This is a genomic window from Delftia sp. WY8 (assembly GCF_018437695.1).
GTDB lineage: Bacteria > Pseudomonadota > Gammaproteobacteria > Burkholderiales > Burkholderiaceae_C > Comamonas > Comamonas tsuruhatensis.
Window position 1 is genome coordinate 802,053 of sequence record NZ_CP049795.1, and the last position, 15,338, is coordinate 817,390.

Here is a 15,338-nt window from a genome sequence, read left to right on the forward strand (position 1 = left end):
CAACATGCAAGAATCCATCATCCAGTGGCATGGGGCCACTAATACGCGCGTGCCTTTCGGTATCTATACCGACACAGCCAATGCTGATCAGGAACAGCAGCGCATCTATCGCGGCGAGGTCTGGAACTACCTGTGCCTGGAATCTGAAATCCCCGAGGCGGGTGATTTCCGCACGACCTTTGTTGGTGAAACACCGATAGTTGTCGTGCGGGATGCCGACCAGGAAATCTATGCCTTCGAGAACCGCTGCGCGCATCGCGGCGCGCTCATCGCGCTGGAAAAATCGGGCCGTGCGGATAGTTTCCAGTGCGTCTATCACGCCTGGAGCTACAACCGACAGGGAGATCTGACCGGCGTTGCCTTCGAGAAAGGCGTCAAGGGCCAGGGTGGCATGCCGGCCTCGTTCTGCAAAGAAGAGCATGGCCCGCGCAAGCTCCGTGTAGCTGTCTTTTGCGGTTTGGTCTTTGGCAGTTTTTCCGAGGATGTACCCAGCATTGAGGATTACCTTGGCCCTGAGATTTGCGAGCGCATAGAGCGCGTGCTGCACAAGCCCGTAGAAGTCATCGGTCGCTTCACGCAAAAGCTGCCTAACAACTGGAAGCTCTACTTCGAGAACGTGAAGGACAGCTATCACGCCAGCCTCCTGCATATGTTCTTCACCACCTTCGAGCTGAATCGCCTCTCACAAAAAGGCGGCGTCATCGTCGACGAGTCGGGTGGCCACCATGTGAGCTATTCCATGATCGATCGTAGCGCCAAAGACGACTCGTACAAGGACCAGGCCATCCGCACCGACAACGAGCGTTACCGGCTCAAAGATCCCAGCCTTCTAGAGGGCTTCGAGGAGTTCGAGGACGGCGTGACTCTGCAGATCCTTTCTGTGTTCCCTGGCTTTGTGCTGCAGCAGATTCAGAACAGCATCGCCGTGCGTCAGTTGTTGCCCAAGAGCATCTCCAGCTCGGAACTCAACTGGACCTATCTCGGCTATGCAGATGACAGTCCCGAGCAGCGCAAGGTCAGACTCAAACAGGCCAACCTCATCGGCCCGGCCGGATTCATTTCCATGGAAGACGGAGCTGTCGGTGGATTCGTTCAGCGCGGCATCGCAGGTGCGGCCGACCTTGACGCGGTCATCGAGATGGGCGGAGACCACGAAGGCTCTAGCGAGGGCCGCGCCACGGAAACCTCGGTACGCGGCTTTTGGAAAGCCTACCGCAAGCACATGGGACAGGAGATGCAAGCATGATCAATGAAATTCAAATCGCGGCCTTCAATGCCGCTTACGCGAAGACCATAGACAGTGACGCCATGGAGCAATGGCCAACCTTCTTCACGAAGGATTGCCACTATCGCGTCACCAATGTCGACAATCATGCTGAAGGGCTTGCTGCCGGCATTGTCTGGGCGGATTCACAGGACATGCTCACCGACCGAATTTCTGCGCTGCGCGAAGCCAATATCTACGAGCGCCATCGCTATCGCCATATTCTGGGTCTGCCTTCGATCCAGTCAGGCGATGCAACACAGGCCAGTGCTTCCACGCCGTTCATGGTGCTGCGCATCATGCATACAGGGGAAACAGAGGTCTTTGCCAGCGGTGAGTACCTCGACAAATTCACCACGATCGATGGCAAGTTACGCCTGCAAGAACGCATCGCGGTTTGCGACAGCACGGTGACGGACACACTGATGGCATTGCCGCTATGACAATAGTGCACCGTAGATTGGCTTTGGCCATCGGCGATCCCCACGGTATTGGCCCTGAAATTGCACTGAAAGCTCTTCAGCAGTTGTCTGCCGCCGAAAGATCCCTGATCAAGGTCTATGGACCGTGGAGCGCTCTTGAACAAGCAGCGCAGATCTGCCAAATGGAGCCCCTTCTTCAAGACCTCATTCATGAGGAAGCCGGCTCGCTGGCACAACCAGTGCAATGGGGAGAGATCACCCCGCAGGCAGGCCTATCCACGGTGCAATCTGCAACAGCAGCCATCCGGGCGTGCGAAAACGGCGAAGTCGACGCCGTCATCGCCTGCCCCCACCATGAAACGGCCATTCACCGCGCGGACATAGCGTTCAGCGGCTACCCATCTTTGCTCGCCAATGTTCTTGACATGAACGAAGACCAGGTATTCCTGATGCTGGTAGGAGCTGGCCTGCGCATAGTGCATGTCACTTTGCATGAAAGCGTGCGCAGCGCATTGGAGCGGCTCTCTCCTCAGTTGGTGGTCAACGCGGCGCAGGCTGCCGTGCAGACATGCACCTTACTCGGGGTACCTAAACCAAAAGTCGCTGTACTCGGGATCAACCCTCATGCATCTGAAGGACAGTTGTTCGGCCTGGAGGACTCCCAGATCACCGTTCCCGCTGTCGAGACACTGCGCAAGCGCGGCCTAGCAGTAGACGGCCCCATGGGAGCTGACATGGTTCTGGCACAGCGCAAGCACGACCTGTATGTAGCCATGCTGCACGATCAGGGCCATATCCCCATCAAGCTGCTGGCACCTAACGGAGCCAGCGCACTCTCCATCGGTGGCAGGGTGGTGCTTTCCAGTGTGGGCCATGGCAGCGCCATGGACATTGCAGGCCGTGGCGTGGCTGACTCCACGGCCCTCCTGCGCACGATCGCCCTGCTCGGAGCCCAACAGGTCTGAGGCCCTTCCATGAATCACCAAATCCATATCCACGACTCTGATATCGCGTTCCCCTGCGCGCCCGGGCAATCCGTGCTGGATGCGGCCCTGCAGGCTGGCATCGAACTACCTTATTCCTGCCGCAAAGGTAGCTGTGGCAATTGTGCGAGCACCCTGCTCGATGGAAATATTACTTCCTTCAATGGCATGGCCGTGCGCAGCGAACTCTGCACCTCGGAGCAGGTATTGCTGTGCAGCTGCACCGCCGCCAGCGATATCCGTATTCAGCCGAGCTCCTTTCGCCGCCTCGACCCGGAAGCCCGCAAACGTTTTACGGCCAAGGTGTACAGCAATACACTGGCGGCACCCGATGTCTCGCTGCTGCGCCTGCGCCTGCCTGCGGGCAAGCGCGCCAAATTTGAAGCCGGCCAATACCTGCTGATTCACCTCGACGACGGGGAAAGCCGCAGCTACTCTATGGCCAATCCACCCCATGAGAGTGATGGTGTCACATTGCATATCCGGCATGTACCGGGTGGCCGCTTCAGCACTATCGTCCAGCAGTTGAAGTCTGGTGACACATTAGATATTGAACTGCCATTCGGCAGCATCGCACTGAAGCCTGACGACACCAGGCCCCTGATTTGCGTTGCAGGTGGCACGGGATTTGCGCCCATTAAATCCGTTCTTGATGACTTAGCCAAACGCAAGGTTCAGCGCGACATAACGCTGATCTGGGGGGCTCGCAACCCCTCGGGCCTGTATCTTCCTAGCGCCATCGACAAGTGGCGCAAAGTCTGGCCACAGTTTCGCTACATTGCAGCCATCACCGACCTAGGCGATATGCCTGCGGATGCTCACGCAGGTCGGGTGGATGACGCGCTACGCACACACTTTGGCAACCTGCACGATCATGTGGTGCACTGCTGTGGCTCACCCTCCCTGGTTCAATCAGTGCGCACAGCAGCTTCCGATATGGGCCTGTTAGCACAGGACTTCCACGCGGATGTTTTTGCGACGAGCCCGACTGGTAGCCACTAGAAGTAGCTATTCATGCGATATCAACACGGCGGGATATGACGGAGGCTGAGCTTGCGAGTGACTTGATGGGGAATGTTTGATAAACACTGAAAGGGGCTTTATGCCTAATGCCAGTCAGTTAAGGTTCAGCTGCCTCTAGATGAGCTAAAAGGCAACGTGTTTACACGTTGCCTTTTTCATTGATGGGTATTCTCTCAGGCGCATTGCGCCAATGTCTCTCTCAAGCGCCAGATCAGCTTGATCAATTGGCAGCTTTCATTGATCGTTCTTGAATCGCCCCGGGTTTTGAGGAGGCTCCAACACTTGAGAAGATGGAGCTATGACCAAGTCAAACAAGTTCTCGCCCGAGGTGCGCGAGCGTGCCGTACGCATGGTGCAGGAGCACCGAGCCGACTACCCTTCGCTGTGGGCAGCCATTGAATCAATAGCCCCCAAGATTGGCTGCGTGCCGCAGACCTTGAACGATTGGGTCAAGAAGGCCGAGGTCGACAGCGGCCAGCGTGCCGGTACCACCACGTCAGAAGCCCAGCGCATCAAGGAGCTGGAACGTGAGGTCAAGGAGCTGCGCCGGGCCAACGACATCCTGAAGACGGCCAGCGCGTTTTTTGCGCAGGCGGAGCTCGACCGCCGATTGAAGTCTTGAAGAACTACATCGACCGCCACCGTGACGACTACGGGGTCGAGCCCATCTGCCGGGTGCTGCAGATGGCCCCATCGTGTTACTGGCGCCACGCAGCCCGGCAACGTAACCCGCAACTGCGCAGTCAACGCGCCCAGCGTGACGAGTGCTTGAAGGCGGACATCCAGCGCGTGTGGCATGCCAACTGGCAGGTCTACGGGGCCGATAAGGTCTGGCTGCAGATGAACCGCGAGGGCATCCCGGTGGCACGTTGTACTGTGGAGCGACTGATGCGTGCCATGGGCTTGCAAGGGGCTCGCCGTGGCAGGGCGGTACGTACCACCACGCCTGACACATCAGCGCCGTGCCCGCTGGACCACGTCAACCGGCACTTCAAGGCCAGCCGTCCCAACGAGCTGTGGGTATCGGACTTCACCTACGTCTCCACCTGGCAGGGCTGGCTGTACGTGGCCTTCGTGGTGGATGTGTACGCCCGGCGCATCGTGGGCTGGCGGGTCAGCCGCAGCATGCAAACGGACTTCGTGCTGGATGCGCTGGAGCAGGCGCTGTATGCCCGCCAGCCAGCAGCCCATGCCTTGACGCACCATTCCGACAGGGGCAGTCAATACGTCAGCATCCGCTACACCGAACGGTTGGACCAGGCGGGCATACAGCCCTCGGTGGGCAGCCGGGGTGACAGCTACGACAACGCGCTGGCCGAGACCATCAACGGTCTGTACAAGGCCGAGCTGATTCACCGCCGGGGCCCCTGGAAGACCAGGGAATCCGTGGAGCTGGCCACCTTGCAGTGGGTGCACTGGTTCAACCATGTCCGACTACTCACGCCGATTGGGGGCATCCCTCCGGCAGAAGCTGAGGCAAACTACTGGAGGCAACTAGCCGTCAGCGACACCTCGGCAGAGGTGTCAACTTAAACCAATCGGCCTCCTCAAAACCCGGTGCGATTCAGAACTGCTCAAGCGGGTCGACCTGAGCCGGCCGACCCTCTACCGCTTGCTCGATGGGGTCTCCTCGTTTTCAGTGCAATAAGTGACGGTACGAAAAGCTAGCACTGGCGCGGAGGTGGTGTTGGTAGATCGTTGATTTCATTGACTTTCCTGTTCACTTTCAAATCTGCGATTCGTGGCGTCAAACCGTGGTCGGTTTCATCCATTGGTGCCAGTTATCGATGCATTTGGCCGCGAAGGCAGGATTTGGTCAGCATAGCGGTCAACCGGGAAGCGAAACACACCCCGCAAGTTGATGCTCTCCAGCCTGGTGGGCGCAATCTTCCCGATCAGTTCCGGTGGAATGACCTGGCGGCGGTTCGACCAGCGATCCAGGACCGCCTGCATCTGTGAGGTATTCCACGCCATCACGATGTTGGCCATCAGGCTCAACGCATCGGCCACAGCCTGCATTTCATCGACACGTTTGGCCTGCGCCGGGCTGATCCGGCCGGTATAAATGGCGCGCTTGAGGGCGTTAACAGCCTCGCCCCGATTGAGCACCCGGCGCAACTCGTTCCTGAAAGCGTCCTTGACAAAGTAGTCAGCCAAAAACGCCGTACGCAGCAACCGCCCCAATTGCACGCCAGCCTCATAGATTGGATCGCCCTGGGCGGCAGAACCGAACCGCGCAAGAGCTGCCACCGCACTGGCATGTCCGCTCATGACCGAGGCTGCCAGGTGCACCAGACTATCCCAATGCTTTTCGATCAAAGCGACGTCGACATTGGCTTCGCACACCGCAGCGATTTCTGCGGGCACTTTGGTGCCGCGTGGCACAAAGAGGTGGCGCTGTTTGAGTTCCTTCAACCGCGGGCAAAGATCAAAACCAAGCAAACGGGCATGTGACATGGCAAAGTCGGTGTAGCCATGGGTATCCACAGCAAGCTGGCTGGTCTCCAGCTTTTCTTGGCGGATGACACCTTCAATGGCCACGCCCGCCTGGCGCTCATTGAGCACAAAGGGCTGCGCATGGAAGATGCCCCACCGGTCTTTTACATGGGAGTAGATTCCAATGGAAGGTGTGTTGCGCCGAGGATCAAGCCGGGCTTGCCACACCCGTTTGGTGGTCTCCATGGTCATCATGTCAGAAGATGCCAAATCGGACCGCCCCCAGGTGGCGGCAATCGGGTGTCGCTGCATGAATTCCAGCACAGCCTGGCAGGCCTGGCTCAGACGCCGTTCGTCCCGCGCCCAGCGCATGGCCTGGCGAATGCTGGTGGCAGACAATTGCGGAATCATGCGCGCGCATTCGACCGCAGTCAGACTGGTGCCGTGGGCCATGATGCCGGCATAGACCATCAGCAGCTCGTCGGTAGAGCGCGGCTCACGTCCGAGCATGATCCAGCTAAAGCGCACCTGGGCGTCAACGGCCAGAATCACTTCCGGCAATTGAACCTCACCGATGCGGTGATCCAAAGCCGCGCGCAGCTTGGTCACTTCTGGGTCTTCGTCCTCTGCGGGCAATGGCGACAAATGGAGTTCATCATCCACGCGCAGTACGCCACTGCGGGCTGCAGCGGCCACCGCATCGACACCGGCAGTTACTCTGGCCAGCAAAGGCTTCAAGAAAGTGGCAGCCTTGCTGGGTAACGATAGACGGGCATAGTGTTTCTTGGACTCTGCCTGCCAACGCTCGTCCGTGAAGAACAAGCGCGCACGACCCCGAAAGCTCAGGCTGTGCTCAATCCAGACCGAGCCATTGCGCACCGCGCGGCGCAGGGCAAACAGGGTGGCCACCTCCAACGCCTGAAACGCCCGTTCCCGGTCTGGGCTGGAGATCGAAACCTGCCAGATCATTCCCAGACTTGGTGCCACCACTTCAACTGGCAGCTTTCTGGATCCTTTGAGATATAAAGCTTGCAGCTTGGCAAGGTACTCGATGGCAGGATGCTCGCCGGTGGCCTGCCAGGGCAGCTTTGCAATGGCGACGAGCAACGACCGCACGGGGCGAATTCCATCAATCAATCCCTCGCGGACCAGGGAGGCCCTGCTCGGTGGTTTGCGTTTCTGGGTTTCGGTGATCAAGGCTTCAAGACGGGCACGCAACTCAGCATCTGGCACCGCACCTTGCGCGCTCAAGGCAACAAGTTCGCCGAGCAGCGTTTTGTACATTGCGGCCCAATTGACGGTAGCGGGGACATCGGCGGCAGCCTGACGCCACAGATCGGCGATCCGGCGCTGCACCATAAGGATCAACTGGTCTGTGGTGGTGAACAGGCAATACCGAAGAAAGCATGCGACCTCCACGGTGCGCGCTGGCTCTTTGATCTTGGCTCCGGCTGAGGGCGGCCTGGAGACAAGTCGGCGCGCGTAGCGGCGCAAGATGAGATCGGGGATGTCTGCCAGGTGCTTATGAACGTCCAGCGTGTAAAGCAGGTCGATGCGCTCCAGTACCTCGCTGATTTGGCGGGTTGAGTGTTTCGCCGGTGCAGCCCATAGCCAACTCTGCTGGGTTTGTCCATCTGGGCGCAGCTCTGAAACTGAGGCTCGCCAGCGATCAAGTGTTGCTGGATCAACGCTGGCGGCGATGGCGGTGCCTGTTTCAACTTCAAGCTGGGCAAGTGCCGCCGCAATCAGTGTCCGAATTGCCCGCTCGTGCACGATCACCAGCTTGTTCTTGTACAGCCATTGACGCGCCCGCACGAGTAGCTGATCGCGGTCGGCGCAGCGCGCCACTTCGTCGCGCAGTTCACGTACCAGTGAGCGGCGCTGGTGCTCGCTCATCCACTGGAATCCAAGGACCGTGCAGGCTACTTGTTGGTGATCGAATAGCGTGCGCCCGCGTTCATACATGGCTCTCAGCGAGGCGACTTCTGGTGCTGCAATGCCAAGCTCGTTGCCAAGGTGGCGCCACAAGGCTACTGGAATTACCCGAAAGGCACCGAGCAAACGCCCACTCATGCGCAGGAAACCAATATGGAGCGCCAGACCAAGCTTGTGGGAATCACCTCGGCGTGCATTGATTGCGTCGCGCTCGGCACCATCGAAGGTGAAAAATGCCTTCATCTCGAAGTCGCTGATATCGCGGGGGAGCCCACGCATCCCCAAAAACGTTGTGTGCCAACCCTGCATCGTGAACCTCAAAAGTGGGAGGCCACCATACCCGTTTACAAAGCGAACAGGAAAGTCAATGAAATCAACGATCTACCAACACCACCTCCGCGCCAGTGCTAGCTTTTCGTACCGTCACTTATTGCACTGAAAACGAGGAGACCCCAAGATCAGGATGGCGAGGGCGTTCACGAAGCCCGTCACCACCGACCGCGACACGAACCGCATCAAGGCACCCAGACGGACCCACCCAGCGATGACCTGAAGGACCCCGGTGAGCACCGTGGCGGCCAGCAGGTACTCCAGACCGTGGTCCTTCACCAACGACACCATCAGGAGCGCCATGGCACCCGTGGCGGCAGAAATCATCCCCGGTCTGCCCCCAGTGAAGGCAATGATGGTGGCGATGGAGAAGGAGGCGTACAGACCCACCTTGGGGTCCACCCCGGCAATGATGGAGAAGGCAATCGCCTCCGGGATGAGGGCGAGGGCGACAACCAGACCCGCGAGGAGGTCGTTGCGCACGTTGGACAGCCAGTCCTGGCGTAGTGTTTGAAGTGACATAGGGAGATGGCCCTCGCTGTGATGCGAAGGCGGGAAGCTCTGCAAGAGGGGTGTGACCAACTGATGCTGGTCAGGCGAAGCACGTAGGGCGCGTGGCGGCCCAGGGGAACTACGGTGGAGTCACCGAGCAGAAAAATCCCCGTGGCAGGCTCCAGCCCGGGTAGAACACCGGGTGCTTGAGAGAGGCTGCGAGGGTATGTTGCACCGCGTCATTGTACTTACCCCGCCTTCAGCCTCGACTCAGCCCCCGGCTCACAGTCAAGATGACTTGCCCGGACGCATACGACCGTGTCGCCTTCGCGCACGAAGGCGAGCAGCCGTTCCAGTTCGGGCCGCCGTGTGTCCTTGCCCGACGCCTTGTCGGTGAACACTTTATCCACCTGGATCTGTTCGAGCTGCCGTTCTGGGTTCTGGTCGAAGCTGCTGACGCGGACGTAACCGATGCGCTGACCGTGCAAGGTATCCTCCTGAGGGAAATGTGTCAGGAAGAAATCTATGACCCTTGACGGCGCATGTCAATCAATTCGGAAGGCAACTCTATTCTGACGATTTAGCGCCGGATGGTCTGACGCCAAGTTAGGGTATGCCTCAATCTGACGGTAGCGAGTCGCAGGCGTTCGGATCGGCATCGGTTTCGTTCCCTGTCTTGGCACGCGCTTCGAAGCGTTGATAACACTCCAACCCGCAGAAGTGCTCGACGTATTCCGCGCCTTCCGGGGTGAAGGCGGCATCGAGCGGGATTTCCTTGCAGCACACGCAGCAACTGGTGGTGGTCGAGTCACTTGCATTCATGGTGGCACCCCTCCATTGACTGACGAAGACGGCGAATGCCGCCGCCGGCATTGGCTTCGCGAACAGGAAGCCTTGTCCTGTGTCGCAGTCCGCTTGTCGCAATAGATCAAGACTCGCCGATGTTTCCACGCCTTCAGCCACCACATCCATGCCCAGCCCGTGCGCAAGCTGAATCACGGTGTGCACGATGGTTTGGTCGCGGCGGTCGTTGGCGAGCCCGGCGACAAACGATTGGTCGATCTTGAGCGTGCTGATTGGGCAGCACTTCAGATGTTGCAGACAGGAATACCCCGTCCCGAAGTCATCGGCGGCGAAGCGCACACCGATCTGCCGCAAGGCGTCCAGGGCGGGGAAGATCGCCGGATCACCAAACGCGACCGATTCGGTCAGCTCGATTTCGAGATACTCGGCGGGCAACTCGGCATCAGCCAGCACGCCCTTTACCCACCCGTCGAAGTCCGGTCCCACTTGGCTCGCCGAAACATTGACGGCCAGCCGGAACGGTCGCCATGCCAGCATTCGCCAGTCACGCATCTGGCGGCAGGCTTCGCCCAGCACCCAAGCGCCGATTTCAGGCATCAGGCCGGACGATTCGACCACGGGCAGGAACTGGCCCGGTGGCAATAGTCCAAGCGTCGGATGACGCCAGCGCAACAGGGCTTCCGCGCCGACAATCCCACCACTGCGCAGATCGACGACGGGCTGGTAGTGCAGTTCAAGCTGCCCGCGCTCGACCGCTTGGGCCAGTTCCGGCGTCGTCCATCCATCCGGCCGGAAAGCGCTCATTCTCTTTCCCTGAATGCCCGCAACGCCCGCGACAGGGACAGAAGGAACAGGCCGGTCAAACCGAGCGCCGCGATGACCCAATGCTCGCCGAGGAAAGCACCGGCGGTTGTGCCGGCCAGCACGACAGCGAGGATGGGCAGGTGGCAGGGGCAAGTCAGCACAGCCAGTCCGCCCCACAGGTAGCCGGTGATCGGTTTGTGCGTCTCGGACGGCAAGCGCTCGGGGTTGTTCATGGCAGACTCTCCGCGTGCTGTGCCGGCTCGGTCGGCAGGGTGGCCAACTGCACTTCCAGATCGGCCAACGCTTCGCGCCGACGCTCGACGAACTGACGCAGCAGGGCAAGCTGCGCGGCCGCTTCGTCGCCGTCCGCCGCATCCAGCGCCCGGCACAGCCGCGCCAGCGCGTCGAGGCCGATGCCCGCCTCGAAGGCCGCCCGCACGAAGCACAGCCGTTGCAAGGCGGCGTCATCGAACAAGCCGTAGCCGCCTGGTGTGCACGCCACCGGGCGCAGCAATCCGCGCAGCAGGTAGTCGCGCACGATATGCACGCTCACCCCGGCATCAAGAGCCAGCCGGGACACCGTGTAGGCGTTCATTGAACACCTCCTTTTTCTCACCCGGCGCAGCAGGAAAGCTGCTTCACATCCTTGTTGAAGGTCTGCGCCGCGAGCTTCAACCCCTCGACCATCGTCAGGTAGGGGAACAACTGGTCGGCCAGTTCCTGCACCGTCATGCGGTTGCGAATGGCCAGAGCCGCCGTCTGGATCAGTTCACCCGCTTCCGGCGCGACCGCCTGTACGCCGATCAGCCGATGGCTGCCTTCCTCGATAACCAACTTGATGAAGCCGCGTGTGTCGAAGTTGGCGAGCGCACGCGGCACGTTGTCCAAGGTCAAGGTGCGGCTGTCGGTCTCGATCCCGTCGTGGTGGGCTTCCGCCTCGCTGTAGCCCACGGTCGCCACTTGCGGATCGGTGAACACCACGGCCGGCATTGCGGTCAGGTCGAGCGCCGCATCGCCGCCGGTCATGTTGATCGCGGCACGGGTGCCGGCCGCTGCCGCCACATAGACGAACTGCGGCTGGTCGGTGCAGTCGCCGGCCGCGTAGATGTTCGGGTTGCTCGTGCGCATGCCTTGGTCGATGGCGATGGCACCTTGCGCATTGACAGTGACCCCCGCTGCGTCCAGCGCGAGGCTGCGCGTGTTCGGTGTCCGACCGGTGGCAACCAGCAGTTTGTCGGCGCGCAATTCACCGTGCGTGGTGGTCAGCACGAATTCACCGTCCATATGGGCGACCTGGCTGGCTTGCGTGTGCTCCAGCACCTCGATGCCCTCGGCACGGAAAGCGGCTGTCACCGCCTCGCCGATGGCCGGGTCTTCACGGAAGAACAAGGTATTGCGCGCCAGGACCGTGACCTTGCTGCCCAGCCGGGCAAAGGCTTGCGCCAGCTCCAGCGCCACCACCGACGAGCCGATTACGGCAAGGCGTTCGGGAATGGTGTCGCTCGCCAGGGCCTCGGTGGAAGTCCAGTAGGGTGACTCTTTCAAGCCCGGAATCGGCGGGACCGCCGGGCTGGCACCCGTGGCGACCAGGCAGCGGTCGAACATCACGACGCGCTCGCCACCCTCGTTCAAACGGACGGTAAGGCTCTGGTCGTCCTTGAAGCGCGCCTCACCGTGCACAACGGTGATGGCCGGATTACCGCCCAGGATGCCTTCGTACTTGGCGTGCCGCAGTTCGTCGACGCGGGCCTGCTGCTGGGCCAGCAGCTTACTGCGGTCAATCGTAGGCACAGTTGCCGCAATACCGCCATCGAACGGGCTTTCCCGGCGCAGATGGGCGATGTGGGCGGCGCGGATCATGATCTTGGACGGCACACAGCCGACATTGACGCAGGTGCCGCCGATGGTGCCGCGCTCGATCAGCGTGACCTGCGCGCCTTGCTCGACGGCTTTCAGCGCCGCCGCCATCGCGGCTCCACCGCTGCCAATGACCGCTACCTGCACCGGGGGCTCGTTGCCACTGTGCTTTTCGGCGGCGGCCATCCATCCCCGCACCTTGTCGAGCAGTCCGACGCGGTTGTCCGCCAGTGGCGCATCGGCTAGCGTTGCCTTGTAGCCCAGTCCGGCCACGGCGGCAGTCAGCGCGTCCGGCGATGTGCCCGGCACGATGGCGAGTTGCGCTGTGCCCTTCGGATAGGACACCAGCGCCGACTGCACGCCTGGCACTTTTTCCAGCGCTTCCTTGACGTGCGCCGCGCACGAGTCGCAAGTCATGCCGGTGATTTTTAGATGGGTCATGCAACAGATCCTTTATCGTTTGTGGCGCCAGACAATGACGTCCGTTGTGCTGCGGTGCCGTTTTCAGTGACTCACTGCTTGACGCTGGACGGATAGCCCGCGTCTGCGGTTGCCTTGGTCAGCTTCTGCACGCTGGTCTTGGCATCGTCGAAGGTGACGACCGCTTGGCGTGTCTCGAAAGTCACGTCAACTTTGCTGACGCCTTCGACCTTGGAAATCGCCTTCTTGACAGTGATCGGGCAGGCGGAGCAGGTCATGCCCGGTACGGACAGCGTGACGGTCTGGGTGGCGGCCCAGACGGGGGCAACAACGGCGGCGAGGGCGAGGGAGGCAAACAGTTTCTTCATGGTGAACTCCGATCAGTAGAAAAATGGCATGACGTAGGGAAATCCGAGCGCGACCAGAACCAGCGCGGCCACGATCCAGAAAATGAGCTTGTAAGTAGCTCGCACTTGGGGAATCGCGCAGACCTCACCCGGTTTGCAGGCCGCTGCCTGCCGGTAGATGCGCCGCCAGGCGAAGAACAACGCCACCAGCGCCACGCCGATAAAGATGGGGCGATAGGGTTCCAACACCGCCAAGTTGCCGATCCAAGCGCCGCTGAACCCCAAGGCGATCAGAACCAACGGCCCGAGGCAGCAAGCCGAGGCGAGGATGGCGGCAAGCCCTCCAGTGAAGAGCGCGCCGCGCCCGGTTTTTGGTTCAGACATGCGCTTGTCCTTTCGAATTGAAATTGGATAGCGTAACCTTACTTCCGTACTCATGTACGGAGTCAAGCGATATGGAAAACAATTTGGAGAACCTGACCATTGGCGTTTTCGCCAAGGCGGCCGGGGTCAATGTGGAGACCATCCGTTTCTATCAGCGCAAGGGCTTGTTGCTGGAGCCTGACAAGCCCTATGGCAGCATCCGCCGCTATGGCGAGGCGGATGTAACGCGGGTGCGCTTCGTGAAATCAGCCTGAATCGCACCGGGTTTTGAGGAGGCCGATTGGTTTAAGTTGACACCTCTGCCGAGGTGTCGCTGACGGCTAGTTGCCTCCAGTAGTTTGCCTCAGCTTCTGCCGGAGGGATGCCCCCAATCGGCGTGAGTAGTCGGACATGGTTGAACCAGTGCACCCACTGCAAGGTGGCCAGCTCCACGGATTCCCTGGTCTTCCAGGGGCCCCGGCGGTGAATCAGCTCGGCCTTGTACAGACCGTTGATGGTCTCGGCCAGCGCGTTGTCGTAGCTGTCACCCCGGCTGCCCACCGAGGGCTGTATGCCCGCCTGGTCCAACCGTTCGGTGTAGCGGATGCTGACGTATTGACTGCCCCTGTCGGAATGGTGCGTCAAGGCATGGGCTGCTGGCTGGCGGGCATACAGCGCCTGCTCCAGCGCATCCAGCACGAAGTCCGTTTGCATGCTGCGGCTGACCCGCCAGCCCACGATGCGCCGGGCGTACACATCCACCACGAAGGCCACGTACAGCCAGCCCTGCCAGGTGGAGACGTAGGTGAAGTCCGATACCCACAGCTCGTTGGGACGGCTGGCCTTGAAGTGCCGGTTGACGTGGTCCAGCGGGCACGGCGCTGATGTGTCAGGCGTGGTGGTACGTACCGCCCTGCCACGGCGAGCCCCTTGCAAGCCCATGGCACGCATCAGTCGCTCCACAGTACAACGTGCCACCGGGATGCCCTCGCGGTTCATCTGCAGCCAGACCTTATCGGCCCCGTAGACCTGCCAGTTGGCATGCCACACGCGCTGGATGTCCGCCTTCAAGCACTCGTCACGCTGGGCGCGTTGACTGCGCAGTTGCGGGTTACGTTGCCGGGCTGCGTGGCGCCAGTAACACGATGGGGCCATCTGCAGCACCCGGCAGATGGGCTCGACCCCGTAGTCGTCACGGTGGCGGTCGATGTAGTTCTTCAAGACTTCAATCGGCGGTCGAGCTCCGCCTGCGCAAAAAACGCGCTGGCCGTCTTCAGGATGTCGTTGGCCCGGCGCAGCTCCTTGACCTCACGTTCCAGCTCCTTGATGCGCTGGGCTTCTGACGTGGTGGTACCGGCACGCTGGCCGCTGTCGACCTCGGCCTTCTTGACCCAATCGTTCAAGGTCTGCGGCACGCAGCCAATCTTGGGGGCTATTGATTCAATGGCTGCCCACAGCGAAGGGTAGTCGGCTCGGTGCTCCTGCACCATGCGTACGGCACGCTCGCGCACCTCGGGCGAGAACTTGTTTGACTTGGTCATAGCTCCATCTTCTCAAGTGTTGGAGCCTCCTCAAAACCCGGGGCGATTCACCTCAGCGGCTGGGCTTCAGCCTGGATGAGATCGCCGAGCTGCTGCGGCTGGAGGATGGCACCCATTGCGAGGAAGCCAGCAGTCTGGCCGAGCACAAGCTCAAGGACGTGCGCGAGAAAATGGCTGACCTGGCGCGCATGGAGGCCGTGCTGTCTGAGTTGGTGTGCGCCTGCCATGCGCGAAGGGGGAACGTTTCCTGCCCGCTGATCGCGTCACTACAGGGTGGAGCAAGCTTGGCAGGTTCGGCTATGCCTTAGCGTGCTTTA

14 protein-coding genes, 3 pseudogenes and 2 other annotated features are annotated in these 15,338 nt (G+C 60.6%); of the genes and pseudogenes, 7 read left to right on the forward strand and 10 right to left on the reverse strand.

Features of this window, described 5'->3' with window-relative positions:
• The first annotated feature begins 4 nt into the window (after positions 1 to 4).
• The 5 genes from tphA2I (at position 5) to G4D77_RS03515 (ending at position 5,225) form a co-directional block, all read left to right on the forward strand.
• The gene (gene tphA2I, locus G4D77_RS03495; RefSeq protein ID WP_034369204.1) at positions 5 to 1,246 is read left to right on the forward strand and encodes a terephthalate 1,2-dioxygenase terminal oxygenase subunit alpha TphA2I; all 1,242 of its coding nucleotides are present in this window, start codon (positions 5 to 7) and stop codon (positions 1,244 to 1,246) included.
• Positions 1,243 to 1,707, forward strand: coding sequence for a terephthalate 1,2-dioxygenase terminal oxygenase subunit beta TphA3I (tphA3I, locus tag G4D77_RS03500; protein ID WP_034369201.1), 465 nt, complete (start codon positions 1,243 to 1,245; stop codon positions 1,705 to 1,707). Before tphA2I ends, tphA3I begins: the two co-directional genes overlap by 4 nt.
• A complete protein-coding gene (tphBI, locus tag G4D77_RS03505; RefSeq protein ID WP_034369198.1) occupies positions 1,704 to 2,651 on the forward strand; it encodes a 1,2-dihydroxy-3,5-cyclohexadiene-1,4-dicarboxylate dehydrogenase in 948 nt (315 codons plus the stop codon). The genes tphA3I and tphBI overlap by 4 nt, the downstream gene beginning before the upstream one ends.
• 9 nt (positions 2,652 to 2,660) lie before the next feature.
• Positions 2,661 to 3,671, forward strand: coding sequence for a terephthalate 1,2-dioxygenase reductase TphA1I (tphA1I, locus tag G4D77_RS03510; protein WP_034369195.1), 1,011 nt, complete (start codon positions 2,661 to 2,663; stop codon positions 3,669 to 3,671).
• A 319-nt stretch (positions 3,672 to 3,990) separates the two neighbouring features.
• Positions 3,991 to 5,225 (forward strand): IS3 family transposase gene (locus tag G4D77_RS03515; RefSeq protein ID WP_122974833.1). Its coding sequence is split into 2 segments (ribosomal slippage): positions 3,991 to 4,273 and positions 4,273 to 5,225, totalling 1,236 coding nucleotides; the frame shifts between segments, so codons are not numbered across the junction.
• Positions 4,269 to 4,385: a sequence feature (AL1L pseudoknot), on the forward strand. It overlaps the preceding gene by 117 nt.
• A gap of 231 nt (positions 5,226 to 5,456) precedes the next feature.
• Here G4D77_RS03515 and G4D77_RS03520 read toward each other — a convergent pair.
• The 9 genes and pseudogenes from G4D77_RS03520 to merT all read right to left on the reverse strand — a co-directional run bounded on the left by G4D77_RS03520 (position 5,457) and on the right by merT (position 13,501).
• On the reverse strand, positions 5,457 to 8,372 hold the full coding sequence (locus G4D77_RS03520; protein ID WP_003158660.1) for a Tn3-like element IS1071 family transposase: 2,916 nt from the start codon (positions 8,370 to 8,372) through the stop codon (positions 5,457 to 5,459).
• A 147-nt stretch (positions 8,373 to 8,519) separates the two neighbouring features.
• Positions 8,520 to 8,915, reverse strand: a pseudogene (locus G4D77_RS03525) (SulP family inorganic anion transporter); the annotation flags it as partial.
• 218 nt (positions 8,916 to 9,133) lie between these two features.
• A complete protein-coding gene (locus G4D77_RS03530; RefSeq protein ID WP_502762158.1) occupies positions 9,134 to 9,373 on the reverse strand; it encodes a recombinase family protein in 240 nt (79 codons plus the stop codon).
• Positions 9,374 to 9,503: 130 nt separating this feature from the next.
• Positions 9,504 to 10,493 carry a DUF3330 domain-containing protein gene (locus tag G4D77_RS31035; protein WP_003132006.1) on the reverse strand — a complete coding sequence of 330 codons (990 nt, stop codon included), beginning with the start codon at positions 10,491 to 10,493 and terminating at the stop codon, positions 9,504 to 9,506.
• Complete coding sequence (gene merE / locus G4D77_RS03540; RefSeq protein ID WP_003132004.1) at positions 10,490 to 10,726, reverse strand: broad-spectrum mercury transporter MerE; 237 nt, start codon at positions 10,724 to 10,726, stop codon at positions 10,490 to 10,492. The genes G4D77_RS31035 and merE overlap by 4 nt, the downstream gene beginning before the upstream one ends.
• On the reverse strand, positions 10,723 to 11,088 hold the full coding sequence (gene merD / locus G4D77_RS03545) for a mercury resistance co-regulator MerD (protein WP_000995360.1): 366 nt from the start codon (positions 11,086 to 11,088) through the stop codon (positions 10,723 to 10,725). The genes merE and merD overlap by 4 nt, the downstream gene beginning before the upstream one ends.
• 17 nt (positions 11,089 to 11,105) lie before the next feature.
• Positions 11,106 to 12,791 (reverse strand): mercury(II) reductase, encoded by a 1,686-nt coding sequence (merA, locus tag G4D77_RS03550; RefSeq protein WP_003158917.1) that lies wholly within the window; start codon positions 12,789 to 12,791, stop codon positions 11,106 to 11,108.
• A 71-nt stretch (positions 12,792 to 12,862) separates the two neighbouring features.
• Positions 12,863 to 13,138: a mercury resistance system periplasmic binding protein MerP gene (merP, locus tag G4D77_RS03555; protein WP_003131987.1), complete on the reverse strand. Its 276-nt coding sequence runs from the start codon at positions 13,136 to 13,138 to the stop codon at positions 12,863 to 12,865.
• A 12-nt stretch (positions 13,139 to 13,150) separates the two neighbouring features.
• The gene (gene merT / locus G4D77_RS03560) at positions 13,151 to 13,501 is read right to left on the reverse strand and encodes a mercuric ion transporter MerT (RefSeq protein WP_003131974.1); all 351 of its coding nucleotides are present in this window, start codon (positions 13,499 to 13,501) and stop codon (positions 13,151 to 13,153) included.
• A gap of 71 nt (positions 13,502 to 13,572) precedes the next feature.
• On the opposite strand from merT, the pseudogene G4D77_RS03565 reads away from it, so the two are divergent.
• A pseudogene (locus G4D77_RS03565) lies at positions 13,573 to 13,752 on the forward strand (MerR family transcriptional regulator); the annotation flags it as partial.
• A 34-nt stretch (positions 13,753 to 13,786) separates the two neighbouring features.
• On the opposite strand, the gene G4D77_RS03570 reads toward G4D77_RS03565, so the two are convergent.
• Positions 13,787 to 15,021 (reverse strand): IS3 family transposase gene (locus tag G4D77_RS03570; RefSeq protein ID WP_122974833.1). Its coding sequence is split into 2 segments (ribosomal slippage): positions 13,787 to 14,739 and positions 14,739 to 15,021, totalling 1,236 coding nucleotides; the frame shifts between segments, so codons are not numbered across the junction.
• Positions 14,627 to 14,743 (reverse strand) — a sequence feature (AL1L pseudoknot). Its footprint overlaps the gene before it by 117 nt.
• Positions 15,022 to 15,068: 47 nt before the next feature.
• Here G4D77_RS03570 and G4D77_RS03575 point away from each other — a divergent pair.
• Positions 15,069 to 15,329, forward strand: a pseudogene (locus G4D77_RS03575) (MerR family DNA-binding protein); the annotation flags it as partial.
• Between the last annotated feature and the right edge of the window lie 9 nt (positions 15,330 to 15,338).

Coding starts and splice junctions, on each gene's coding strand:
- G4D77_RS31035 (WP_003132006.1), bottom strand. CDS start 10,493: ATGAGCGCTTTCCGGCCGGATGGATGGACGACGCCGGAACTGGCCCAA.
- G4D77_RS03520 (WP_003158660.1), bottom strand. CDS start 8,372: ATGCAGGGTTGGCACACAACGTTTTTGGGGATGCGTGGGCTCCCCCGC.
- merA (WP_003158917.1), bottom strand. CDS start 12,791: ATGACCCATCTAAAAATCACCGGCATGACTTGCGACTCGTGCGCGGCG.
- tphBI (WP_034369198.1), top strand. CDS start 1,704: ATGACAATAGTGCACCGTAGATTGGCTTTGGCCATCGGCGATCCCCAC.
- tphA3I (WP_034369201.1), top strand. CDS start 1,243: ATGATCAATGAAATTCAAATCGCGGCCTTCAATGCCGCTTACGCGAAG.
- tphA1I (WP_034369195.1), top strand. CDS start 2,661: ATGAATCACCAAATCCATATCCACGACTCTGATATCGCGTTCCCCTGC.
- tphA2I (WP_034369204.1), top strand. CDS start 5: ATGCAAGAATCCATCATCCAGTGGCATGGGGCCACTAATACGCGCGTG.
- merE (WP_003132004.1), bottom strand. CDS start 10,726: ATGAACAACCCCGAGCGCTTGCCGTCCGAGACGCACAAACCGATCACC.
- merT (WP_003131974.1), bottom strand. CDS start 13,501: ATGTCTGAACCAAAAACCGGGCGCGGCGCGCTCTTCACTGGAGGGCTT.
- merD (WP_000995360.1), bottom strand. CDS start 11,088: ATGAACGCCTACACGGTGTCCCGGCTGGCTCTTGATGCCGGGGTGAGC.
- merP (WP_003131987.1), bottom strand. CDS start 13,138: ATGAAGAAACTGTTTGCCTCCCTCGCCCTCGCCGCCGTTGTTGCCCCC.